This window comes from Streptomyces sp. NPDC058307 (assembly GCF_042880295.1).
In the GTDB taxonomy this organism is placed as follows: Bacteria; Actinomycetota; Actinomycetes; order Streptomycetales; family Streptomycetaceae; genus Streptomyces.
The window spans coordinates 26,173-48,165 of record NZ_JBHVYZ010000040.1; the positions used below are offsets into that span (position 1 = coordinate 26,173).

Sequence of the window (21,993 nt, forward strand, 5' to 3'; positions counted from 1 at the left end):
TCTTGCGGTCATGCACGGTGATCGCAGTCATCCGACGGCCGGACCCGACCAGCCGGCCGCCCGAGGGAAAGCAGACCATGAGATATCGCACCAGAGTGACGGCCCCCGCAGCGCTGCTCGGCACCGTGGCGGCCCTGTCCGTGTCCGCCCCGGCGCACGCGGACCCGGAGACCGCCACCCCTGGCCCGGAGACCCTCGGGGACCCCGTCTTCCCGAGCCTCGGCAACGACGGCTACCGCGTCTCGTCGTACCACCTCGACCTCGCGTACGACGCCACGACCCGGCTCGTCGACGCGAAGGCGACCCTGACGCTCACCACCACCCAGGAGCTGAGCCGCCTCTCCCTGGACGCGCTCGGCCTCGACATACACGAGGTGCTGCTCGACGGCGTCCGGGCCGACCGGGAGCAGGTCGGCCAGAAGCTGCGGATCACGCCGGCCGCCTCCCTGGCCGCGCAGGCCACGGCGACCGTCACCGTGACGTACACGGCGGACCCGCGCGCCGCCGTCGCCCCCACCGCCTGGGTGCCCACCCCGGACGGCTTCGCGATCTGCCCCCAGCCCAACGCGGCGCACACCGTCTTCCCGTGCAACGACCACCCCTCGGACAAGGCGGACTTCACCTTCCGCGTCACCGTCCCCGCCGGTCTCAAGGGCGTCGCGAGCGGCCACCTGGTGAGCACCGAGGACCTCGGCGACGGCCGGACCGCGTACTGCTACCGGTCCCGGGAGCCGATGGCCACGGAGCTCGTGCAGATCACGGTCGGCGACTACATGGTCAAGGACCGTCAGGGCCCGCACGGCCTGCCGCTCAGGGACGTCGTCCCGACCGCCCGGGCCGCCGCCCTGGAGCCCGCGCTCGCCCTCACCCCGAACCTGGTGAGCTGGATCGAGCAGCGGCTCGGGGCCTTCCCCTTCGAGACGTACGGCCTGCTGCCCTGCAACAGCGACGCCTCGAACGCCTTCGACTTCACGGGCCTGGAGACCCAGACCCTCACCCTGTACAAGCCGAACTTCCTGCTCCAGGCGGAGAAGAACATCGGCTCGCACATGATGCACGAGCTGGTCCACTCCTACTTCGGCAACAGCGTGAGCCCCGCCACCTGGTCCGACCTGTGGCTCAACGAGGGCCACGCCGACTTCTACGGGCTGCTGTACCGCTACGAGCGCGGCTGGACCGACTCCCTCGGTCTCACCACCATGGAAGCCCGCATGAAGGACACGTACGCGCGTGGCGACCAGTGGCGCAAGTCCTCGGGCCCGGTCGCCGCCCCGAACGAGGCCGACCTCTTCGACAGCCAGCGCTATCTCGGCGGCGTCCTCGTCCTGTACGCGCTGCGCCAGCAGGTCGGCGAGAGCGTCTTCGGCGCGATCGAGTCGACGTTCCTGGAGCGCTTCCGCAACGCCTCGGCGTCGACCGAGGACTACATCGCCGTCGCCTCGGAGGTCTCCGGCACCGACCAGTCCGGCTTCCTGCGGGACTGGCTGTACGGCACGAAGACCCCGAGGATGCCCGGTCACCCGGACTGGACGGTGACGCCGGTCAGCTCGGCGCTGCGCCAGCCGCAGAACCGGCCGAGCGCCCCGCACGACAACTCGGCCACCCTGTAGGGCACTCAGTCGAGCCGGGCGGCGGACACCTCGCCCGGCTCGACCACGACCTGTCCGCCCCTCTGGTGCGGGATGGACACCGAGCCCTGCTGAAGGGCCACGGTCCGCGTCGGCGCCGGGATCCGGATGCCCTCCTCGCGATAGCGCTTGTGCAGCTGCTTGATGAACTCGTGCTTGATGCGGAACTGGTCGCTGAACTCGCCGACGCCCAGGATGACGGTGAAGCCGATCCGGGAGTCGCCGAAGGTGTGGAAGCGGACCAGCGGTTCGTGCTCGGGGAGCGCGCCCTCGACCCTCGTCATGACTTCGGTGACGACCTCGCAGGTGACCCGCTCCACGTGCTCCAGATCGCTGTCGTACGCCACCCCGACCTGGACCAGGATTGTCAACTCCTGCTCGGGACGCATGAAGTTGGTCATGTTCGTCTTGGCGAGCTCGCCGTTGGGGACGACGATCAGGTTGTTGGAGAGCGCGCGGACGGTCGTCTGGCGCCAGTTGATGTCCTCGACGTAGCCCTCCTCGCCACTGGCCAGCCGGATGTAGTCGCCGGGCTGGACCGTTTTGGAGGCGAGGATGTGGATGCCCGCGAAGAGGTTGGCGAGCGTGTCCTGGAGGGCGAGCGCGACCGCGAGACCGCCGACGCCGAGGGCGGTGAGCATCGGCGCTATGGAGATGCCGAGGGTCTGGAGCACGACCAGGAAACCGATCGCCAGGACCAGCACCCTCGTGATGTTGACGAAGATCGTCGCCGACCCGGCGACCCCGGAGCGGGACGCGGTGACCGTGCGCACGAGCCCCGCGACCAGCCGGGCCGCCGCCACCGTGACGACGAAGATCAGCAGCACGGTCAGCACCTGGTTGACCGTGCGCTGGACGCCCTTGGTCAGCGGCAGCGCCGCCGCGGCGACGGCGATGCCGCCCGCGATCGCCGCCGAGGGCACCACGGTCCGCAGCGCGGCCACGAGGACGTCGTCGCCGCCCCACCTGGTGCGGTCCGCGTGCTTGCCCAGCCACTTGAGCAGCATGCGCAGCAGGAAAGCCGCCACCAGGCCCGCGACCACGGCGATACCGGCGCCGAGCATGTCGTCCATGGTGAGATCCCGTTGAAATGCCGTCACGTTGCCACCTGTTCGAGAATTGCGGGATGTGCGATCGCGTCGGCCGGGTGAAGGTTCCGTGGCCGACGCGACCGCTCATCCTGCCGTATCCGGCACGGCAGTTCGTACCTGGCCCGACGCCGGATCGCCGGGTTTCAGACGATCCCCTCGGAGAGTTCGGCCTGCTCCCGGTCCGAGTACGCGGCCGTCGTGGGCGTTCCGTACGACCGCCGGGCCACGAACCACCACACCGTGGCGAGAAGCAGGACGACGGCCAGGGCCACGGAGGCGTAGTTCATCGTGTCCACCGTCACCGGCGAGGACTGCGGCAGGCAGAACAGCACCGTCACACAGGCCACCCACGCCACGGCCGTCCATCCAATGGGCTTGCTCCACCTGCCCAGGCTCCACGGACCCGGCTGAAAACGACTCCCCGCGCGCAGCCGCAGGAACACCGGGATGGCGTACGCGGGTGTGATGCCGATGACGTTGATCGCGGTCACCGCGCCGTACGCCGTCGCCGAGTACAGCGACGGCAGTGCGAGCACCCCGGCGACCACGACCGCCAGCCACACGGCGGCGACCGGCGTCTGGGTGCGGGCGCTGACCTTCCGCCAGAGCGCCGAGCCCGGCAGGGCCTTGTCCCGGCTGAACGCGAACACCATCCGGCTGGCCGCGGCCACCTCGGCGTTCCCGCAGAACAGCTGCGCCACGATCACCACGACGAGCAGCGCGCTCGCGCCGTCCGTGCCGAGACCGTCGAGCAGGATCTGGGCCGGCGGCACCCCGGTCGCGCTGGTCCGCGTGGCGTCGTAGTCCTGGATCGCGAAGGTGAGCCCCGCGAGCAGCACGAACCCGGCGATCCACGACACCCAGATCGCCCGCACGATGCCCTTGGCCGCCGACACCGAGGCGTTGGAGGTCTCCTCGGACAGGTGGGCGGAGGCGTCGTAGCCGGAGAAGGTGTACTGCGCGAGCAGCAGGCCGATCGCGGCCACGTAGACGGGGTTGTGCCAGCCGGTGTCGTTGACGAACTCCGTGAACACGAAGGACGGCGACCGGTGGCTGTCCGGGACGATCCACAGGGCGCCGACGATCACCGCCACGCCGGCCAGGTGCCACCACACGCTGACCGAGTTGAGCACGGAGACCAGCCGCACACCGAACAGGTTCAGGACGGCGTGCAGTAACAGGATCGCCGCGAAGATCAGCATGGTCTTGACCGGCGTCGGCTCGAAGCCCCACTGGAGGTTGGCGAACGCGCCCGCGAACAGGGCGGCGCCGTAGTCGATCCCGGCGATCGCGCCGAGCAGCCCGAGCAGGTTCAGCCAGCCCGTGTACCAGCCCCAGCGGCGGCCGCCGAGCCGGTCCGCCATGTAGTAGAGGGCGCCGGACGTCGGATACGCGCTGGTGACCTCGGCCAGCGCCAGTCCCACGCACAGCACGAACAGCCCGACGCCCGCCCAGCCCCACAGCATCACCGCGGGGCCGCCCGCGCCCATGCCGAAGCCGTACAGGGTCATGCAGCCGGACAGGATCGAGATCACCGAGAAGCTGATCGCGAAGTTGCCGAAGCCGCCCATGCGCCGGGCCAGCACGGGCCGGTAGCCGAGTTCCCGCAGCCGCTGTTCCTCGTCGGGCTGCGGGACTTCCGGGGAGACCGATGGTGCGGACGACATGCGGAGACCTCCGATGAAGTAGCGGGAGTGGTACGGGAGTCAGGGACCGGGCGTCGCGGACCGGCTGCGCGCCCGCGCCTGGAGGAAGATCTGCACGCCCTGCCCCGGCTCGCCGCTCGCGTCGGCGCGGTAGGACCAGGGCAGCGGCGTGTAGTACGGGCCGAGCGCGTCGAACACCCCGGTCGCCGCCTCGAACCGCAGCGCGCCCCACAGGGCGTGGGCGAGATGGTTGAGGTCGAGCGGGGTGCGCTCCTCGGCGGGGGCCCGGTCGAACCAGGCGTCGTGCGCCCGGACCGCCTCCCGGACCGCGTCCTCGGCCACCCAGTGCAGGTCGAGCGCGGCACTGCGCCCGGCGTCGCGCCGGTACCGCTCGGCCCGCACATACAGCGGCAGAACGTGCAGCGCGGACCCCGGTGGGGCGGATTCGGCGGCCCAGTGCGCGTAGCCGACGGCCTCCGCCAGCCGCCCCGAGGACGCCTGCGCGTACAGGAACTGGAGCATGCGGTGGTGGGCCTCGCGGTTGTACGGGTCCCGCTTGCCGGCCTCGGCCAGCAGCCCCCACGGCCCCGGAGGCAGCACCGGGGCCGGCGGCTTCGCCCGGTGCTCCTCCCACAGCAGCCGCTGGTCCAGCTGCGCCAGGGCCAGCAGGCACACCCAGGGCACCGGGTCGTGGGCCGCGACCCGGGCGGCGGTCCGGCTGACGTCCCAGGCCTCGATCCACAGTTCGTGCGTACGGCGGTGCCGCTCGCGCCGGGCCCGCAGCGCGCGCTCCACGGCGACCCGGGCCCGCATCACCGTGGCCGGCACGCTGCCGGGCTCCTCGGCGAGCCAGGTCCGCACCACATCGGTGCCCGCGGCCGCCGCGGCCAGCACCTGGGTGCGCTGGGTCCACTGCCACCAGGCGGTCGTCCGCTCCAGCAGGGTCCGCATCGACATCCAGCGCCCGGCGCGGACCTCCTGGAGGGCCGCGCGCAGTTCCGGGTCGTGGCCTGCGGGGTCGTAGACGGGGCGTGCTCCTTCTCTGGCCATCACCTGCCCGCCCCGGGCGTGGGACCGGTCAGGACGGCAGGGTGGAGTAACAACAGCCCTCCTCGGGGCGGCGGTTGAGGAGATCGCGGTGGTCGGCGGTCACTATAGGGGCGGAGAATCGCAGGCACACCACCTTCCCGATCATTGAGAACTTCTTGTCATGGAAGGGGAGTTGACTGACGATCAGCCAGTCAACACGGCCGCGTAACCGCTGGTGGGGACGGCTTGACGGGGCACGGACACCGACGGCAGGCTGTCGGACCGTGATCTCTCGGGGAGGGACGTTCGGGTAGGGACGTTCGTGGAGGGACGTTCGGGTAGGGACGTTCGGGGAGGGGTGTGATGACCGGTCCGGTGCTTGCCGTCGACCAGGGCACCTCCGGCACCAAGGCCCTGGTGATCTGTCCCGAACGCGGTGTCATCGGCGCCGGGTTCGCGGAGGTGCGGCCCCGCCACCTGCCCGGCGGACTGGCCGAGGTCGACCCGACGCAGCTGTACGACTCGGTGATCGAGGCGGGTTCGCGGGCGCTGGCCGAGGCGGGCGAGTCCGTGGTCGCGCTGGGCCTCGCCAACCAGGGCGAGACCGTGCTCGCCTGGGACCCGGCGACGGGCCGGCCGCTCACCGACGCACTCGTGTGGCAGGACCGCCGGGCACAGAGCGTGTGCACCGAACTCCGCCCGCATGCGGAGGAGTTGCGGGCCCTGACCGGCCTTCCGCTGGACCCGTACTTCGCCGCTCCAAAGATGGCCTGGATACGACGGCACCGCACCCGCGAGGGAGTCGTCACCACCAGTGACGCCTGGCTGGTCCACCGGCTCACCGGCGCCTTCGTCACGGACGCCGCCACCGCCGGGCGCACCCAGCTCCTCGACCTCGACAGCGCGCAGTGGTCGCGACGCGCCCTCGACCTGTACGGCCTCACGGACGAACGGCTCCCCGAGGTCGTCGGCAATGCCCGACAGGTCGGTGTGACCAGGGCGTTCGGCCCGGCGATCCCGCTCACCGGGCTGGCCGTGGACCAGCAGGCCGCCCTGCTCGCCCAGCGCGTCACGGCACCCGGCGGCGCCAAGTGCACCTACGGGACGGGTGCGTTCCTGCTCGCGCACACCGGGTCCGTGCCCCGGCGCGGTGACGCGGGACTGGTCAGCTGTGTGGCCTGGCAGCTCGGCGGGCGGACCAGCTACTGCCTCGACGGCCAGGTGTACACGGCCGCGTCCGCGGTCCGCTGGCTCACCGATCTGGGCGTCATCCAGGGCGCCGCCGACCTCGACACGGTGGGCGGCACGGTGCCCGACAGCGGCGGGGTCACCTTCGTCCCGGCCCTCGCCGGGCTCGCGGCCCCGTGGTGGCGGGGTGACCTGCGGGGCTCCCTCACGGGCCTGGGCCTCGACACCGGACCCGGGCATCTGGTGCGGGCGCTCTGCGACGGCCTGGCCGCACAGGTCGTCCTGCTCGCCGAGGCCGCCGCCACGGATCTCGGTTCGCCCCTGGACGTCCTGCGCGTCGACGGCGGCCTCACCCGCTCCGCCCTCCTCATGCAGACCCAGGCGGACCTGCTGCGACGCCCCGTGGAGGTGTCGGCACTGCCGGACGCGACCGCGCTGGGCGTGGGTGCGCTGGCGCGGCTCGGCGCGGAACCCGGCCTCGAGGTGGCCGACGCACTGCCGCACTGGAAGCCGGCCGCCGTGTACGAGCCGCGGGTGTCGGCCCAGGAGGCGGGAGAGCGCATGGGCAGATTCCGGGCCGCGGTCGACATGCTGCTCCGGGAGGCGGACGGATGAGGGGGCGGCCGTCGGGCAGGGGTGGTCCGCGGCACCGTCGTGGCGGGTCACGTGGTTCCCCGCGCCCCTTCCTGGCCGGCGGACGCGCATGACGGGCCGTGCGCACGGCGCCGTCACCCGCCGGGGTCCCCTGCCCACGTCGCCCTACGACATCGCCGTCGTCGGCGCCGGAGTGGTCGGCACAGCGATCGCCCGCTCCCTCGCCCGCCACCCCCACCTCCGCGTCGCCCTCGTGGAAGCACAGGACGACGTCGGTGAGGGCAGCTCGAAGGCCAACACCGCGATCCTGCACACCGGTTTCGACGCCACCCCCGGCACCCTGGAGGCACGCCTGGTCCGGGAGGGCTCACGACTGCTCGCCGCCTACGCGGCAGCGTCCGGCATCCCCGTCGAACCCGTCGGCGCCCTCCTCGTGGCCTGGGACGAGGAGCAACTCGCCGCCCTGCCCCGCCTCGCGGAGAAGGCCGAGCGCAACGACTGCCCCGACACCCGCCTGATCGGCCCCGAGGAGCTCTACGACCGCGAGCCGCGCCTCGGCCCCGGCGCGCTCGGCGCGCTGCACGTCCCCGGCGAGAGCATCATCTGCCCCTGGACGACGACCCTGGCGTACGCCACCCAGGCGGTCCGCAACGGAGTCGACCTCCACCTCAACGCCCGCGTGGAGCAGGTGAGTCACCCGGACGGCACGCATCACCTGACGACGTCCCGGGGCACCCTGCTCACCCGTTGGCTCGTCAACGCCGCCGGCCTGCACGCCGACACCCTCGACCGGGCCCTCGGCCACGACGACTTCACCGTCACCCCGCGCCGCGGTCAGCTCCTCGTGTTCGACAAGTTCGCCCGCGACCTCGTGCGGCACATCCTCCTGCCGGTCCCCACCGCCCTCGGCAAGGGCGTCCTGGTCGCCCCCACCGTGTACGGCAACGTCCTGCTCGGCCCCACCGCCGAGGACCTGGACGACAAGCGGGCCACCGGCTCCACCGCCGACGGCCTGGAGGGGCTCCGCGACAAGGGCCACCGCATCCTCCCCGGCCTGCTCGACGAGGAGGTCACCGCCGTCTACGCCGGTCTGCGCGCCGCCACCGAACACGAGGACTACCGCATCTCGGCCCACCCAGAGCAGGCGTACGTCACGGTCGGAGGCATCCGCTCGACAGGACTGACCGCCTCGCTCGCCATCGCCGCGCACGTGAGAGACCTGCTCGCCGACACCGGCCTGGACCTCGGGCCCGCCACGCAACTGGAACCGGTCCGCATGCCCAACCTCGGCGAGTCCTTCCCCCGCCCCTACCAGCGGCCCGAACTCATTGCCGCCGACCCGGAGTACGGCACCCTCGTCTGCCACTGCGAACGCGTGACCCGCGGTGAGATCCGCGACGCCCTCACCGGCACCATCCCCCCGGCCGGCCTCGACGGCCTGCGCCGCCGGACCCGGGCCCGGGCGGGGCGCTGCCAGGGATTCTACTGCGGGGCGGCGGTACGGGAGTTGTTCGAGAGGGCCCGGCCCGCTGCGCAGCCCGAGAAGGTCCGCCCATGACCGCCGTACGCGAGGTCGACGTGCTGATCGTCGGGGCCGGGCCCGCCGGGCTCGTGGCCGCTGCTCGCTTGGCCGACGCCCAAGTGGCACGCGTCGAGGTCCTGGAGCGTGAGCAGCACGCCGGGGGAGTGCCTCGGCACTGTGCCCACGGCGGCTACGGCACCTGGCTGCACCCCCTGACCGGCCCCGCCTACGCCCGACTCCTCGTCGCCGCCGCCGAGGGGGCCGGAGCCGTCGTACGTACCGGAGTCACCGCCCTCGACTGGGCGGGCCCGCTGGCGCTGGACACCGTCGGGGCGCGCGGCCACGAGACGATCCGGGCACGGGCGGTCGTCCTGGCCACCGGAGCCCGGGAACGCCCGCGCTCCGCACGGCTGGTGCCCGGCACCCGCCCGGCCGGCGTCCTCACCACGGGCGAACTCCAGCAGGCCGTGCACCTCTACGGCCAGCGCATCGGCGAGCGTGCGGTCGTGGTCGGCGCCGAGGACGTCTCCTACGCTGCCGCCGCCACCGTACGGGCCGCCGGAGCGGTGGTCGTCGCCATGGTCGCCGAGGGGCCGCGGGCACGGACCATGCCCGCCCGCGCCGCCGACGCCCGCCTCCGGCAAGGGATTCCGCTCCTCACCGACACCACGGTCACCGAACTCCTCGGACACGGACGGCTGTCGGGCGTCCGCGTGCGGCACCGGGACGGCAGGACCGCCGTACTGCCCTGTGACACGGTCGTGTTCACCGGTGACTTCGTGCCCGAACACGAGCTCGCCCGGCGCGGCGGACTGACCCTGGACGGCGGCACCCAGGGCCCGGCCGTCGACGGGGCGCTGCGCACCTCACGGCCCGGCGTGTTCGCGGTCGGCAGTGTGCTGCACCCGGTGGAGAGCGCGGCGACCGCGGCTCGCGAGGGGGCGCACGTGGCCGGTGCCGTTCTGGAGGCCCTCGCCGAAGCCGAACGACCCGGACCCGACAGTGTGCCCCTGCTGGTCGAACCGCCGCTGCGCTGGATCGCCCCGAACCGCGTCACCCCGGCCGACCACGGACTGCCGTACCTCCTGCGCACGACATCCCCCCTGTACCGCCCGCTCCTCCAGATCACCCAGGCCGACCGCACGCTGCACCGCCAACGCCTTCCCAGGGCGCTTCCGCATCGGACCGTCAGCCTCAGCCCACGCTGGACACACCGCGTCGACCCCCACGGCGGCCCCGTACGGGTACGGCTCACGGACCGGTGAACGACGGGCCGGAACCGTGACCGGTCAGATCACCTTCAGCCGCACCAGCGCACCCAGCGTCACCGCTCCCGGCACCAGCGGCACCCAGACCGTCATGATCCGGTACGCGAGCACCACCGCCGTGGCCACGGACGCCGGGCCACCGGCCGCCACCAGCGCCACCACCAGGGCCGCCTCCACCGAGCCGACCCCGCCCGGCGTGGGTACCAGGGCCACCGCACAGGTCGCCGCGAGGTAGGCGAGGGCCACGTGCGCGGGCGGCACCGACAGCCCCAGCGCCTGCCCCACCGCGGCAAGGCCCGCCGCCTGGAGCGCCGGGAAGGCGAGCGAACCGCCCCACAGGGCGAGCGCCCGGGACGGCCGGGTGTGCACCGAGCGCGCCTCGCACAGCGCGGTCCGCAGGAAGGAGCCCACCGCCGTCCGCACCCGGCGGACACCGGCGAGGACGCCCACGGCCGCCATCAGCACCGCGCCCAGACCCAGCAGCAGCGGACCCATCGCGGTGCCGGGCAACAGCGCGCCGAGCCGCAGCGCGTCCGGGAAGGCGATGAACAACGCGGTCAGCAGGGTGAGCCGGCCGATCGACTCCGCCAGCAGATACAGGGCCAGCGCGGCCGAGGCGCGGGTGAGCGGAACCCCGCACACGGTCATGAACCGCAGGTTGACCGCGCTCGCGCCGAGGCCCGTCGGCAGCAGATGGTTGGCCGCCCCGGCCGCGAACTGCGTGGCCAGCAGCCGTCGCCGGGGCAGCCCTTCCACGACGGCGCCCTGCCGGGTGAAGGAGGCGGCGAGCCACGTCAGACAGGTGGTGCCGACCGCGACCAGGAGCCATGGCCACTCGGCGTGCCGCAGCTGACCGAAGCCCTCCGCGAGCACGGAACGGTGCTGCACCGCCACGACGGTGACCAGCAGGAGCGGGACCAGACACAGGGTCTGGCGGATACGGCGGACGGGGAGGCGCTGGAGAGGGCGTCCCTGGGGGAGTTCTACCGCTGTCACACCAGGAGAGGTTCTCCCCGCCCCGCCAACGGCGGGTTGCGGAAGCGGGGCCAGGGCCTTACGTACGGTCATCGAGTCCTTCCGGCGGAGGGAAGATGGTCGGTCATTGACCTCAAGAACGCTTGAGGTCGTACGTTCTCTCCCATGAGCATGGAGACCACAGCCTGGACACAGCTGCACAGTGTCATGAACGCCGAGCAGGAGCGCCGCCCGTTCGCCCGCGCGACCCTGCGCCGCATCGGCGCGTTCGCCCGCCCGCACCGTACCCGTATCGCCCGCTTCGTCGTACTCGGCGTGGCGACCGCGCTGCTCGCCGTGGCCACGCCCGTACTCGCCGGCAAAGTCGTGGACGCGATCGTGTCGGGCGACGACGAGGGCAAGGTCGTACACCTGGCCCTGCTCATCGCCCTCATCGCGGTCGCGGAGGCGGCGCTCGGCATCCTCGCCCGGCGCCTGTCGTCCACGCTCGGGGAGGGACTCATCCTCGATCTGCGCACGGCTGTGTTCGATCATGTGCAGCGCATGCCGGTCGCGTTCTTCACACGCACTCGTACGGGAGCGCTGGTCTCCCGTCTCAACAACGACGTCATCGGCGCCCAGCGCGCCTTCAGCAACACCCTGTCGGGCGTGGTCAGCAACCTGGTCACCCTGCTGCTGACCCTTGTGGTGATGCTCACGCTGTCCTGGCAGATCACCCTGCTGGCGCTCGCGCTGCTCCCGGTGTTCGTGATCCCCGCCCGGCGCATGGGCAGCAGGATGGCCAGGATGCAGCGGGAGGCGGCCACCCTGAACGCGGCCATGGGCACCAGGATGACCGAGCGCTTCTCCGCGCCCGGCGCCACCCTGGTCAAGCTCTTCGGCCGCCCGGAGCAGGAGTCCGTGGAATTCGCGGCCCGGGCCCGGCAGGTGGCGGACATCGGGGTGCGCACGGCCACCGCCCAGTCGGTGTTCATCACCGCCCTGACCCTGGTCTCCGCCCTGGCCCTCGCCCTGGTCTACGGCCTCGGCGGCTGGTTCGCCCTGCGCGGCAGCCTGGAGCCCGGCGCCGTGGTCTCCCTCGCGCTGCTCCTGACCCGCATGTACGCCCCGCTCACCGCCCTGGCCGGCGCCCGCGTCGAGGTGATGAGCGCTCTGGTGAGCTTCGAGCGGGTCTTCGAGGTACTGGACCTGAAGCCACTGATCGCGGAGAAGCCGGACGCCCGTGAGGTGCCCGAGGGACCGGTGGCCGTCGAGTTCTCGGACGTCCGCTTCGGCTACCCGTCCGCCGACAAGGTCTCCCTGGCCTCCCTGGAGGAGGTCGCCTCCCTCGACACCCGCGGCGGCGCCGAGGTCCTGCACGGCGTCTCCTTCCGCGCCGAACCCGGCCAGACCGTCGCGCTCGTCGGCTCGTCCGGCGCCGGCAAGTCGACCGTCGCGCAACTGCTGCCGAGGCTCTACGACGCCGACGAGGGCGCCGTCCGCATCGGCGGCGTCGATGTCCGCGACCTGACCGCCGGTTCCCTGCGGGCCACCCTCGGCATGGTCACCCAGGACGGCCACCTCTTCCACGACAGCGTCCGCGCGAACCTGCTGCTGGCCCGCCCGGAGGCGACCGAGACGGAGCTGTGGGACGCGCTGCGCCGCTCCCGCCTGGAGGCTCTCGTACGGTCCCTGCCCGACGGCCTCGACACCGTGGTCGGCGAACGCGGCTACCGGCTCTCCGGCGGCGAACGCCAGCGCATGACCATCGCCCGCCTCCTGCTGGCCCGCCAGCGTGTCGTCATCCTCGACGAGGCCACCGCCCATCTGGACAACACCTCGGAGGCCGCCGTCCAGGAGGCGCTCACGGAGGCGCTGGAGGGCAGGACGGCGATCGTGATCGCCCACCGTCTGTCCACCATCCGCACGGCCGACCTGATCCTGGTGGTCGAGGACGGGCGGATCGCGGAGCGGGGCACGCACGAGGAACTCCTCGCCCTCGACGGCCGGTACGCCGAGCTCTACCGGACCCAGTTCGCCCCGCACGACGAAGGAGTGACGGAGACCACCGCGGTGTAGCCCCGAGGGACGTCCGGGCACCTGACTCCTGAGCCGCGGCCGTCACTGCCGAAGCCACAGCCCAGGGTCGTTCCGCCTGACAAGGGTGCCGGTCAGCCGTCCTTGCCCATGGCCTTGCGTACGGCGTCCCGGGTGCGGTCGACCAGAGCGGCGACCGGCCCCAGGGCCATGTTCTTGGCCGCCGACTCGGTCCCCGGGTGCGGGTGGGTCGGGGCCATGGCCTCGGCCGCCCTCAGGGCGGTGGACATGGAGGCCAGGCGTGCCTTGTCCGCGTGGCGGCGGATGTGGTTGAACTCGTACCGCTCCTCGGCGCGAGCGTGATGCATCACGTCCAGGCGCAGCGTCAGGAGCTCGGGCAGGAACTTCGGGTCGTCGGTGTCCATGCCGTCGAGCCGCGACAGCAGTTCCTTCGCCTCCCGCTCCTCGGCCAGCCGCTCGTCCGCCACCTTCGCGCCGTCCGGCACGGAGGAGCGGGTGAAGGGACGGATGACCTCTTCCTCGGCCGTCTCGTGGACGGCGAGAAGCCGGACCAGGTTCCGGAACGCCGCCCGGCGCTCGTCCCCGGCCGTCCGCTCCACCTCGTCGAAGAGGTTGCGGATGTCACCGTGCTGACGCATCAGCAGGGCCACGACGTCGGCGTCGCTCGCCGCGATCCCGGCCATGTCAGCTCCTCTCCCGGGAGGCGAAGTCGGGGTGCTCGCCCTCCGTCTCGATGCGGTACTCACGGCCGAACAGCTCCCGGTGCTGGGCCATCACCCGCTCACTGGGCGGCTCCTCGCCACCGTGGATCTGCTCCTGCATCTTCTCGAACCGCTCGTGGGCGTCCCGGACGTAGCCGGTGCCCAGGGTGGTCAGATCCATCTGGGTGTCCAGCAGACCCCGTACGAACTGCTTGTTCTCCTCGAAGGTCAGCACGTTCGGCAGCTCCGGAGCGAGGATCTCCTGGGGCTCACGGCCGTCGTGACGGCGCATCAGATCGCAGGCGATCCGCAGGTGTTCGAGCTCCATGTTCAGGTGGAGCTCCCAGATCGCCTTCACCTTGGGGTCGGGCTCCTGCTCCATGAAGGAGTGGTAGAGGTAGCACTCGTTGTACTCGTGGTTGACGAGCTGCTCCCACCACGTCTCGCCCGGGTCGACCAGGGACTCGTAGTGCGTGACGTGCTCCTCCTCGATCAGCCCGATCTCCTGGTACAGCTGGCGGGCGATCGGCTCCATGTACTGGGGGCCGACGTTCATGTAGAAGTTCATGGTCTGCTGCTCGGCCGCCATGATGGTCAGCGCGTGCAGCCGGGAGAGCGGGTTGACCGTCGAACGGTCGTAGGGTTCGCGCACGTTGTCGGCAGGGTTGCGGTGGTGGAACTTGGTCGGCCGTCCCGGCATCACCTCCGTGAGCCCCTCGACGATCGACTCCGCCTTGCGGTGCTCGATCATCTCGTAGAGGTTGGCGTACCGGTACAGGTGGTCGAAGTCCTCCAGGACGCCGAACTCGTACGCCTGCTTCAGATACGGGTCGGGCTCGTGGCGGGCGATCCAGCCGGTGAGGTCGACCGCGACCTGCTCGTAGGAGATGGTCGTCTCCAGGACCGAGGCGAGGCCGGGCAGCAGCCAGTTGACGGCCTTCTGCTGCTGGGCCTCGATGTAGCGGACCTGCGCCAGTTGGCGCTTGACGTCCGGGTCGGGACAGTGGCGGGCGAACTGGTGGCTGAACAGGATCGCCTCGACCTCGATGCCGTTCATCGCGATGATGCGGCACTTGGTGTACGGGTCACCGTGGTCGGGGTCGACAGGCTCGACGTCGAGCTCACGCCAGTTGCGCAGCTGACGGTCCAGCGGGATTCCTTGGTGTTCCAGGGGGTTGAAGCCCATGAGGGTCTCCTAGGCTGTGGGCCGGAAGAGAGCCGCGCGAGTACCCGTGCCGGTGCGGTGTAACCAAACGGTGAAGGCGATGGTCGAACGGAATCGGCCAGATGGACGAGGGCCGTCCGCGCCGACGCGGTCAGCTCGATGAGCTCGTCCCCGCCGTGGGCGTCGACTCCGGTTGCGGCTGCATCGCGGGAAACAGCAGGCTCGTGGCGGCCCTGGCATGCAGGGAGTCCAGTGTCTTGATCTGCCCCACCGCCCTGCGCAGCAACTCCTCCAGCCGGTCGGCGTCCAGGCGCGAGTCCTGTACCGACCCGGCGAGCAGCCCGCGCCACAGCGAGGCCTTGCCCTGCGCTCCCAGCCGCAGCGCTTCGAGCTCGACCAGCAGGGCGAGGCCGGAGCGGCGCAGCAGGCGGCCGTTGGGCTTCAGCCGCGCGGCCTTCTCGCCCAGCCATGCCCCGTACGTCTTGTAGCGCCTGACGGGGATGTCGAGGTCGGCGAGCAGGCGTACCAGGGCCTGCCGGTCCTGGGAGATCTCCTTCCGCAGGCTCTCCAGGGTCTCGCCGTAGGGCGAGGCGTGGTGCTCCTGCGCCATGCGACGGGCCAGTTCGACGCCCGCCGTCGCGCCGGCCAGGTGGTCGTTGAGATAGATCACCAGCCGTTTCTGCCGCGTCGGACCGTCGAGTGAGGTCCGCGTCGTCGTGTTCATGATTCCCCTCCGGTTGCGGGAGTTTGTGACGGCCTCCGAGTGCCCCCGCCGGGCCGGTCCACCACCTCGTCCTCGCGACCCCGGCGCAGGCGGCGGGCCCGGGCCCGCCAGGCACCTGCGTACCAGGCCACCCCCATCAGCACGGCCAGCCCCGCTTCCACGAGGTCGCCGCCGTAGTACATCCACCGGGCGCCGATATGCAGGTCGGCGGTGGTGAAGGCGGTGCCGGGCGGCGGCCGGGAGTAGAGCGTGCGGGCCAGCACGGCGTGCGCGGTACCGGCGGCCAGAACGGTCGCGCCGCGCACGGCGAGACTCCAGCGGCGGCGCATCGGGTCGAGCCCGCACACCGCGAAGGTGAACAGCACTCCCGCCGCCGCCATGTGCACCTGCACCGCGCTGTGCAGCAGCGGCCGGTGCGCCGTCGCCGCGAACAGCTCCGTGCGGTACAGCAGCCACACCCCGCCGACGTCCAGTACGGCCGCCAGGGGAGGGAAGAGCAGCAGCCCGACGGCACCGGAGTGCGCGAAGGCCACCAGGCGCCGCCGTACCGCGCCGGGGGAGAGGGCGCGCAGGGCGAGGGTGAGGGGATGGGCCGCGACGAACAGCAGGGGGGCCGCCATGCCGACGACCAGATGCCGTACCACGTGCTGGGTGAACGGCCCGCCCCACGGTTCGCCCAGGAGCGCCCAGACCGTGCCCAGACCTCCCGCCGCGAACGAGACGTCCCGGGCCAGGGGCCAGGAGTCACCGCGCCGCCGCAGCCGCCCCGCCGCCGTCAGATAGCCGACGGTCGCCAGCAGCACGGCCGCGCTGACGACCAGCTCGGCCGGTCCCGGTCCCGCCTGCCCCGGGTGGACGTGCGCGGGAGTCACTGCGCCGGTTCGCCCTCACCGTGCCGCCGCGCCGCGCGCACGGCGAGGCCCGCGCCGATGAGCAGCAGGACCAGGCCGGCGAGGTTCCAGGCCAGGTCGTAGGGGGTGACGTCCACGCCGTAGCGGATCTGGTGCAGGCGCAGCAGCTTGTGGTCCACGATGCCGTCGAACAGCTGGAAGGCGCCCATGCCGAGGAAGAGGCCCGCCCAGGCGTGCGCCGCCGCCAGGGAGCGGCGGCGGCGCAGATCGGCGTAGAGGAAGAACCCGGCGCACAGGGCGAGCAGTTCGGCGGTGTGCAGGAGCCCGTCGGAGAGCAGGCCCGCGCTCGTGGTGGCGCGGTCGTAGAAGTGGTGCCAGCCCAGGAGCTGGTGGAAGACGATCTCGTCGACCGCGGCCGTCACCGCCGCCCCGATCAGCGCGCACACGGCCATCGACCTGCGCGGCTCGACGCGGGGGGCGGGGACGCTGTCCGGCCGGTCGGAGGTCCTCGTGGGTCTCATGGGCTCCGCCCTCCTCAGGGCTGTCAGCCCTCGTGTCCTGCGGCGTCGATGGCGTCGCGCCTGCCGGAGTGGTGTTTCTGGTCGTGGAGGGCGACTTCGGGATGGTGGATGTCGAAGGCGGGGGATTCGGAGCGGATGCGGGGCAGGGCGGTGAAGTTGTGGCGTGGGGGTGGGCAGGAGGTGGCCCATTCCAGGGAGCGGCCGTAGCCCCAGGGGTCGTCGACCTCGATGCGTTCGCCGTGTTTGGCGGTCTTCCACACGTTGTAGAGGAAGGGCAGGGTGGACAGGCCCAGCAGGAAGGCGCCGATGGAGGAGACGGTGTTCAGGGCGGTGAAGCCGTCGGCGGCCAGGTAGTCGGCGTAGCGGCGGGGCATGCCCTCCGCGCCGAGCCAGTGCTGGACGAGGAAGGTGGTGTGGAAGCCGACGAAGAGCGTCCAGAAGTGGATCTTCTCCAGGCGGTGGTCGAGCATGGTGCCGGTCATCTTGGGCCACCAGAAGCTGAAGCCCCCGAACATCGCGAAGACGATCGTCCCGAACAGCACGTAGTGGAAGTGCGCGACCACGAAGTAGCTGTCGGTGACGTGCCAGTCCAGCGGCGGGGAGCCCAGGATCACCCCGGTCAGACCGCCGAACAGGAAGGTGACCAGGAAGCCCGCCGCCCACAGCATCGGGGGCTCGAAGGACAGCGAGCCCCTGAACATCGTGCCGATCCAGTTGAAGAACTTCACGCCTGTGGGCACGGCGATGAGGTAGGTCATGAAGGAGAAGAACGGCAGCAGGACCGCGCCGGTGGCGAACATGTGGTGCGCCCACACGGTGACGGACAGGCCGGCGATGGCGATGGTCGCGCCGACCAGGCCCATATAGCCGAAGATCGGTTTGCGGGAGAACACCGGGATGATCTCGGTGATCACCCCGAAGAACGGCAGCGCCAGGATGTACACCTCCGGATGCCCGAAGAACCAGAACAGGTGCTGCCACAACAGCGCCCCGCCGTACTGCGCGTCAAAGACGTGGGAGCCGAAGCGCCGGTCGGCCTCCAGGGCGAACAGGGCGGCCGCCAGGACCGGGAAGGCCAGCAGCACCAGGACCGAGGTGAGCAGCACGTTCCAGGTGAAGATCGGCATGCGGAACATGGTCATGCCGGGGGCGCGCATGCAGATGATGGTGGTGATGAAGTTGACCGCGCCCAGGATGGTGCCGAACCCGGCCAGTGCGAGTCCCATGATCCACAGGTCGGCGCCGGTGTAGCCGCTGCGGATCGGGCCGCTCAGGGGCGTGTAGGCGGTCCAGCCGTAGTCGGCGGCGCCCTGCGGGGTCAGGAAGCTGCCCATCACGATCAGGCCACCGAAGAGGAACAGCCAGTAGGAGAACATGTTCAGCCGGGGGAAGGCGACGTCGGGGGAGCCGATCTGCAGCGGCATGATGGCGTTGGCGAACCCGGCGAAGGTCGGGGTGGCGAAGAGCAGCAGCATGATCGTGCCGTGCATCGTGAACGCCTGGTTGTACTGCTCGGTGGACAGGAACTGCAGCCCGGGCCGGGCCAGTTCGGCCCGGATCGCCATGGCCAGGACCCCGCCGACCAGGAAGAAGCAGAACGACGTGATCAGATACAGGTGCCCGATCTTCTTGTGATCGGTCGTGCTCAGCCAGGACACGATCACCTGGCCCCGGCTCCGGCGCTCAGCCGCCGGGGCCGGGGCGACCGGTTCGGTGTATGTCGCCATGTGCCCGCCCTACGGTGCCTCGTGAAGTATCCGTGTAGGGCGCTGTGTAACCAGCCTGCCGGGGGCCATTCATCGAACTTTTCGCACGGCCCGGCGGGCTGCCTTCCACTCACGTACCGGCGGGGGCCGCTGCCTTCCACTCACGTACCGGCGGGGGCCGCTGCCTTCCTCTCAGGTACCGGCGGGGCCGTTCTCCGCGTCCGTGCTCTCGGTGTCGTCACCCTCCGCCTGCGAGGGAGTCGTCCGGGGCACGTCACGCCGGCCGGATGTCTCCTGCTCGGCGTCCTGCGCGGTCTCCCGGCGCTCGCCCTCCGCCTGGAACGGGGTCTGCTCACTCATGGTCGCCTCCCTCTCGGGGTTCGTGATGGTTGTACGGGTGCCCTTGCCGCCGCTCACGACTTCTCCCCGCCGGCGGCTCGCAGCCAGGCGCCGATCCAGCCGGTCTGCATCACCGCGTCGAGGAGGTACGTCGGCCGGATCCGCCCCTTGGGCACATAGACAAGGTCCACGGCCAGCAGGGTCAGGGCGGTGCCGAGGCCGATGCGGCGGGCCTGGGCCGGGCCGTGCGGGCCGGGGGCCGCGGCGAGCTGGGCGACGCCCGCGGAGACGAGCAGTCCGCCCGTGGTCATCTGCAGCCACACGTCCGTCTTCGGACCGAAGACCCACTCGAAACTGCGCAGATGCACCAGCGGCCACAGACCGCCCACGATGTTGAAGAGACCGTGCGTGACCGCGAGGGTGTCCGCCGTGCCCCGCGTGCTCGTCCTGCCCATGCGCCACTCCTTGTCCGGACGGCCGGGTACCCCCGGCCGGGCGTCCCTCACTCCGGGGCCAGCTCCACCGTGGTCGTGACGCGGGTGAGGGAGGGTTTCCTCGCCACGGACCCGAACCCGAAGCGCACGGGCGGGACGACGGGCGCCGCCGCACCGAGGTCGTCGCCCTCGAAGACCCCCGACACCGTGAGGACCGGCCGCAGGTCCCGGGCCCCGTACCACTCCCGGCGCCCCGCACCCGCACTGCCACGGGTGCGCACACCCGGCAGCAGCACGCGGGCGGGCAGCGAGATGAACGTGCACCAGGCCGGCTGCCGGGCGAGCACACCGGGCACCGCGCGCAGCACCAGCCCGAGGAGTCGTCGGCGGCCCGTCGTGAAGCGCAGGTCGAGCGGGCCGGCCGTGACGCTCCAGGTCCGCCCGGAGACCCGCACGTCGACCGGGACGACGCGCACGGTGTCGAAGACGTAAGTGCCGCTGACGAAATCCGCCGTGCGCCGCGTGGGGGCGAGCAGCAGCCGCTCTCCGTCGGGTCGCTCCAGCATCACATCGCTGAACGGCCCGAACGGCGACCGTGGCCAGTGCCCCAGCACGACACGGGTCCCGGAGGCCGTGCCCAGCCCGGCGATCCAGCCGTCGAAGCGCAGCCGTCCGCTCATGTGAAGAGGGGCCGGGAGGGTCCCAGCCGGACGTGCCGGACCCCCGGGGAGTAGTGCACGACGGGTTCGTCGAGCGGGGCGGGCAGGCCCACCGCGGCGGTCAGCGTCTCCTCCAGCACGTCGACGGCCGCCCCGGCCAGCGGCCACGGCTCGTGCTCCACGGGCGTCTCCAGCACCACCCCCAACTGACGGGTGTACGCCCGCCACCGCGAGGTCAGCCACACGTCCCGCTCCGTCGGCTGGAGGGGCTCGCCGGGACGCACGTCCAGACGGTACGAGACGCGGCCGGCCCCTCGCGAGCCCGTGTACGACACGGTGTCGCCGTCCGTGGTGACGCGCAGGTCGCCCAGCGTGTACGGCGCCCCGACGGCACGAGCCGCCAGCATCAGCGGGCAGGCCACCTCGATGGACAGAAACCAGATCCCGTCCCGTCCGTCCTCCCGCCGCACATAGGTCCGCAGGTTGGTCTCGGCGAACGTCGGGAGCCAGGGTGCCGAGGCGGGAACGCCCGGCGGGCGTACGTCCGCCATCACGAACGGCGTGAAGCCCACCCACGCCGCCCCGTCGTACTGGTCCACGACCAGTCCGGGTGGCAGGAGAGCCTGCACATCCTCCGGCCGGAACGGCCAGTGGACGAAGGTCTGCCGCAGCCACCGGGCCCGCAAGGCCGGTACCCGCACCCGCTGTTCCGCTCCGTAGGCCACCACGGGCGCCGGGTCCCCACCCGGAGCCGCCGGAAACGCACAGGCCACGGGGAGGGCCCGGCCGCAGCGAGGTCCACCCGGCTGTGGCGATGGTCACGAACTCCGCCGGGCCGAAGGCGGGACGCCGGACCCGCAGTAAAATCCCCCAACAGCCCTTGACCTGCAAAAACGCAGGCAGGGAGCCTACGTTCAGGAGTGCCCCGATGCTGCGCACCATGTTCAAGTCCAAGATCCACCGAGCCACCGTCACCCAGGCCGACCTGCACTACGTGGGATCGGTGACCATCGACGCGGAGCTCCTCGACGCCGCCGACCTGCTGCCCGGTGAGCTCGTCCACATCGTCGACATCACCAACGGCGCCCGGCTGGAGACGTACGTCATCGAAGGCGAGCGCGGTTCGGGGGTGATCGGCATCAACGGTGCCGCCGCCCATCTCGTCCACCCCGGAGATCTGGTGATCATCATCAGTTACGCTCAGGTGACCGACGCCGAGGCGCGGGCACTTGAACCCCGGGTCGTGCACGTGGACCGCGACAACCGTGTCGTCGCTCTGGGGGCCGATCCGTCCGAGCCGGTGCCCGGTTCGGACCAGGAGCGCAGCCCGCAGGCGGTGCCGGCCTGACCTGCTCGACGACCTTCGGACCAGGAGCGTGCCCATGAGCGACATAGAGATCCGCGACGACCGACAGGCCGGGCGGCTGGAGGCCCTCGGTCCCGGGGGAGGCGAAGTCGTCGGCCACATCCAGTACTTCGTCCTCGAATCGCCCGAGCGCGCCCTGGTCCCCGTCCACACCCTCGTGGAACCGGCCCACGAGGGGCAGGGCATCGCGGGCTCCCTGGCCCGCGAGCTCTACGGCATCGCGGCTCGCGAGGGCATCCCCGTCGCCCCGCTCTGCCCGTACGTCGTCAAGTGGGCCGAACGCCACCCCGACGAGGCCCCTGCGGCGAGCCCGGAGTTGCTCCGCGCGGCGAAGCGCTGGCTGGCGGCCCACCCCGAGGGCTTCTGATCCGAGAGCCCACCCGGGTGACTGCGGTTGCCGCCCGAGGGTAGGCGGGGGAGTAGTCCAGAGCCGACGTCGACCGACTGGCCGGAGGACCTCATGACCAACCCGTACCCCGACCCCGTCCCACCGGGCCCCACTCCGGGCCCCGGCCCGGTCCCCACGCCGCCGGGCCCCACTCCGGAGCC

The 21,993-nt window shown here is 71.8% G+C and carries 21 protein-coding genes; 7 read left to right on the forward strand and 14 right to left on the reverse strand.

Going from position 1 to position 21,993, the window contains the following annotated elements:
- The first annotated feature begins 77 nt into the window (after window positions 1-77).
- Entirely contained in the window at window positions 78-1,610 is a 1,533-nt protein-coding gene (locus ACFVYN_RS26270) for a M1 family metallopeptidase (RefSeq protein ID WP_390002401.1), read from the forward strand.
- A 5-nt stretch (window positions 1,611-1,615) separates the two neighbouring features.
- On the opposite strand, the gene ACFVYN_RS26275 is transcribed toward ACFVYN_RS26270, so the two are convergent.
- From ACFVYN_RS26275 to ACFVYN_RS26285, 3 genes are all read right to left on the reverse strand, one after another.
- Window positions 1,616-2,701, reverse strand: coding sequence for a mechanosensitive ion channel family protein (locus tag ACFVYN_RS26275; RefSeq protein ID WP_390002512.1), 1,086 nt, complete (start codon window positions 2,699-2,701; stop codon window positions 1,616-1,618).
- 161 nt (window positions 2,702-2,862) lie between these two features.
- On the reverse strand, window positions 2,863-4,386 hold the full coding sequence (locus ACFVYN_RS26280) for an amino acid permease (protein WP_390002403.1): 1,524 nt from the start codon (window positions 4,384-4,386) through the stop codon (window positions 2,863-2,865).
- Between the two features lie 39 nt (window positions 4,387-4,425).
- Entirely contained in the window at window positions 4,426-5,415 is a 990-nt protein-coding gene (locus ACFVYN_RS26285; RefSeq protein WP_390002405.1) for a hypothetical protein, read from the reverse strand.
- A 342-nt stretch (window positions 5,416-5,757) separates the two neighbouring features.
- Here ACFVYN_RS26285 and ACFVYN_RS26290 point away from each other — a divergent pair, with 342 nt between their 5' ends.
- From ACFVYN_RS26290 to ACFVYN_RS26300, 3 genes are all read left to right on the forward strand, one after another.
- Window positions 5,758-7,197, forward strand: coding sequence for an FGGY family carbohydrate kinase (locus ACFVYN_RS26290; RefSeq protein ID WP_390002406.1), 1,440 nt, complete (start codon window positions 5,758-5,760; stop codon window positions 7,195-7,197).
- A gap of 88 nt (window positions 7,198-7,285) precedes the next feature.
- Complete coding sequence (locus ACFVYN_RS26295) at window positions 7,286-8,734, forward strand: FAD-dependent oxidoreductase (RefSeq protein WP_390002408.1); 1,449 nt, start codon at window positions 7,286-7,288, stop codon at window positions 8,732-8,734.
- Entirely contained in the window at window positions 8,731-9,963 is a 1,233-nt protein-coding gene (locus ACFVYN_RS26300) for an NAD(P)/FAD-dependent oxidoreductase (protein WP_390002410.1), read from the forward strand. The genes ACFVYN_RS26295 and ACFVYN_RS26300 overlap by 4 nt, the downstream gene beginning before the upstream one ends.
- A gap of 24 nt (window positions 9,964-9,987) precedes the next feature.
- Here the strand turns inward: ACFVYN_RS26300 and ACFVYN_RS26305 are convergent, their stop codons facing one another.
- Window positions 9,988-10,962 (reverse strand): YbhN family protein, encoded by a 975-nt coding sequence (locus ACFVYN_RS26305; protein ID WP_390002412.1) that lies wholly within the window; start codon window positions 10,960-10,962, stop codon window positions 9,988-9,990.
- Window positions 10,963-11,112: 150 nt separating this feature from the next.
- Here ACFVYN_RS26305 and ACFVYN_RS26310 point away from each other — a divergent pair, with 150 nt between their 5' ends.
- Window positions 11,113-12,999, forward strand: a complete 1,887-nt coding sequence (locus ACFVYN_RS26310) for an ABC transporter ATP-binding protein (RefSeq protein WP_390002514.1) — start codon at window positions 11,113-11,115, stop codon at window positions 12,997-12,999.
- Window positions 13,000-13,091: 92 nt separating this feature from the next.
- Here ACFVYN_RS26310 and ACFVYN_RS26315 read toward each other — a convergent pair whose 3' ends face one another.
- From ACFVYN_RS26315 to ACFVYN_RS26360, 10 genes are all read right to left on the reverse strand, one after another.
- Window positions 13,092-13,661, reverse strand: a complete 570-nt coding sequence (locus ACFVYN_RS26315; RefSeq protein ID WP_390002414.1) for a hemerythrin domain-containing protein — start codon at window positions 13,659-13,661, stop codon at window positions 13,092-13,094.
- Between the two features lies 1 nt (window position 13,662).
- Window positions 13,663-14,865, reverse strand: coding sequence for a hypothetical protein (locus ACFVYN_RS26320; RefSeq protein WP_390002415.1), 1,203 nt, complete (start codon window positions 14,863-14,865; stop codon window positions 13,663-13,665).
- 130 nt (window positions 14,866-14,995) lie between these two features.
- The gene (locus ACFVYN_RS26325) at window positions 14,996-15,568 is read right to left on the reverse strand and encodes a hypothetical protein (protein WP_390002417.1); all 573 of its coding nucleotides are present in this window, start codon (window positions 15,566-15,568) and stop codon (window positions 14,996-14,998) included.
- Window positions 15,565-16,440, reverse strand: coding sequence for a cytochrome c oxidase assembly protein (locus ACFVYN_RS26330; protein WP_390002419.1), 876 nt, complete (start codon window positions 16,438-16,440; stop codon window positions 15,565-15,567). Before ACFVYN_RS26330 ends, ACFVYN_RS26325 begins: the two co-directional genes overlap by 4 nt.
- On the reverse strand, window positions 16,437-16,940 hold the full coding sequence (locus tag ACFVYN_RS26335; RefSeq protein ID WP_390002421.1) for a DUF2243 domain-containing protein: 504 nt from the start codon (window positions 16,938-16,940) through the stop codon (window positions 16,437-16,439). Before ACFVYN_RS26335 ends, ACFVYN_RS26330 begins: the two co-directional genes overlap by 4 nt.
- A gap of 23 nt (window positions 16,941-16,963) precedes the next feature.
- Complete coding sequence (ctaD, locus tag ACFVYN_RS26340) at window positions 16,964-18,667, reverse strand: cytochrome c oxidase subunit I (protein WP_390002422.1); 1,704 nt, start codon at window positions 18,665-18,667, stop codon at window positions 16,964-16,966.
- Between the two features lie 171 nt (window positions 18,668-18,838).
- Entirely contained in the window at window positions 18,839-19,006 is a 168-nt protein-coding gene (locus tag ACFVYN_RS26345) for a hypothetical protein (RefSeq protein WP_390002424.1), read from the reverse strand.
- Between the two features lie 53 nt (window positions 19,007-19,059).
- A complete protein-coding gene (locus ACFVYN_RS26350; RefSeq protein ID WP_390002426.1) occupies window positions 19,060-19,440 on the reverse strand; it encodes a hypothetical protein in 381 nt (126 codons plus the stop codon).
- Between the two features lie 47 nt (window positions 19,441-19,487).
- A complete protein-coding gene (locus tag ACFVYN_RS26355) occupies window positions 19,488-20,099 on the reverse strand; it encodes a hypothetical protein (protein ID WP_390002428.1) in 612 nt (203 codons plus the stop codon).
- The gene (locus ACFVYN_RS26360; protein ID WP_390002430.1) at window positions 20,096-20,806 is read right to left on the reverse strand and encodes a YqjF family protein; all 711 of its coding nucleotides are present in this window, start codon (window positions 20,804-20,806) and stop codon (window positions 20,096-20,098) included. Before ACFVYN_RS26360 ends, ACFVYN_RS26355 begins: the two co-directional genes overlap by 4 nt.
- Before the next feature lie 200 nt (window positions 20,807-21,006).
- Here ACFVYN_RS26360 and panD point away from each other — a divergent pair, with 200 nt between their 5' ends.
- A complete protein-coding gene (gene panD, locus ACFVYN_RS26365; RefSeq protein WP_390002432.1) occupies window positions 21,007-21,426 on the forward strand; it encodes an aspartate 1-decarboxylase in 420 nt (139 codons plus the stop codon).
- 34 nt (window positions 21,427-21,460) lie between these two features.
- Window positions 21,461-21,811: a GNAT family N-acetyltransferase gene (locus ACFVYN_RS26370; RefSeq protein ID WP_390002433.1), complete on the forward strand. Its 351-nt coding sequence runs from the start codon at window positions 21,461-21,463 to the stop codon at window positions 21,809-21,811.
- Window positions 21,812-21,993: the final 182 nt, after the last annotated feature.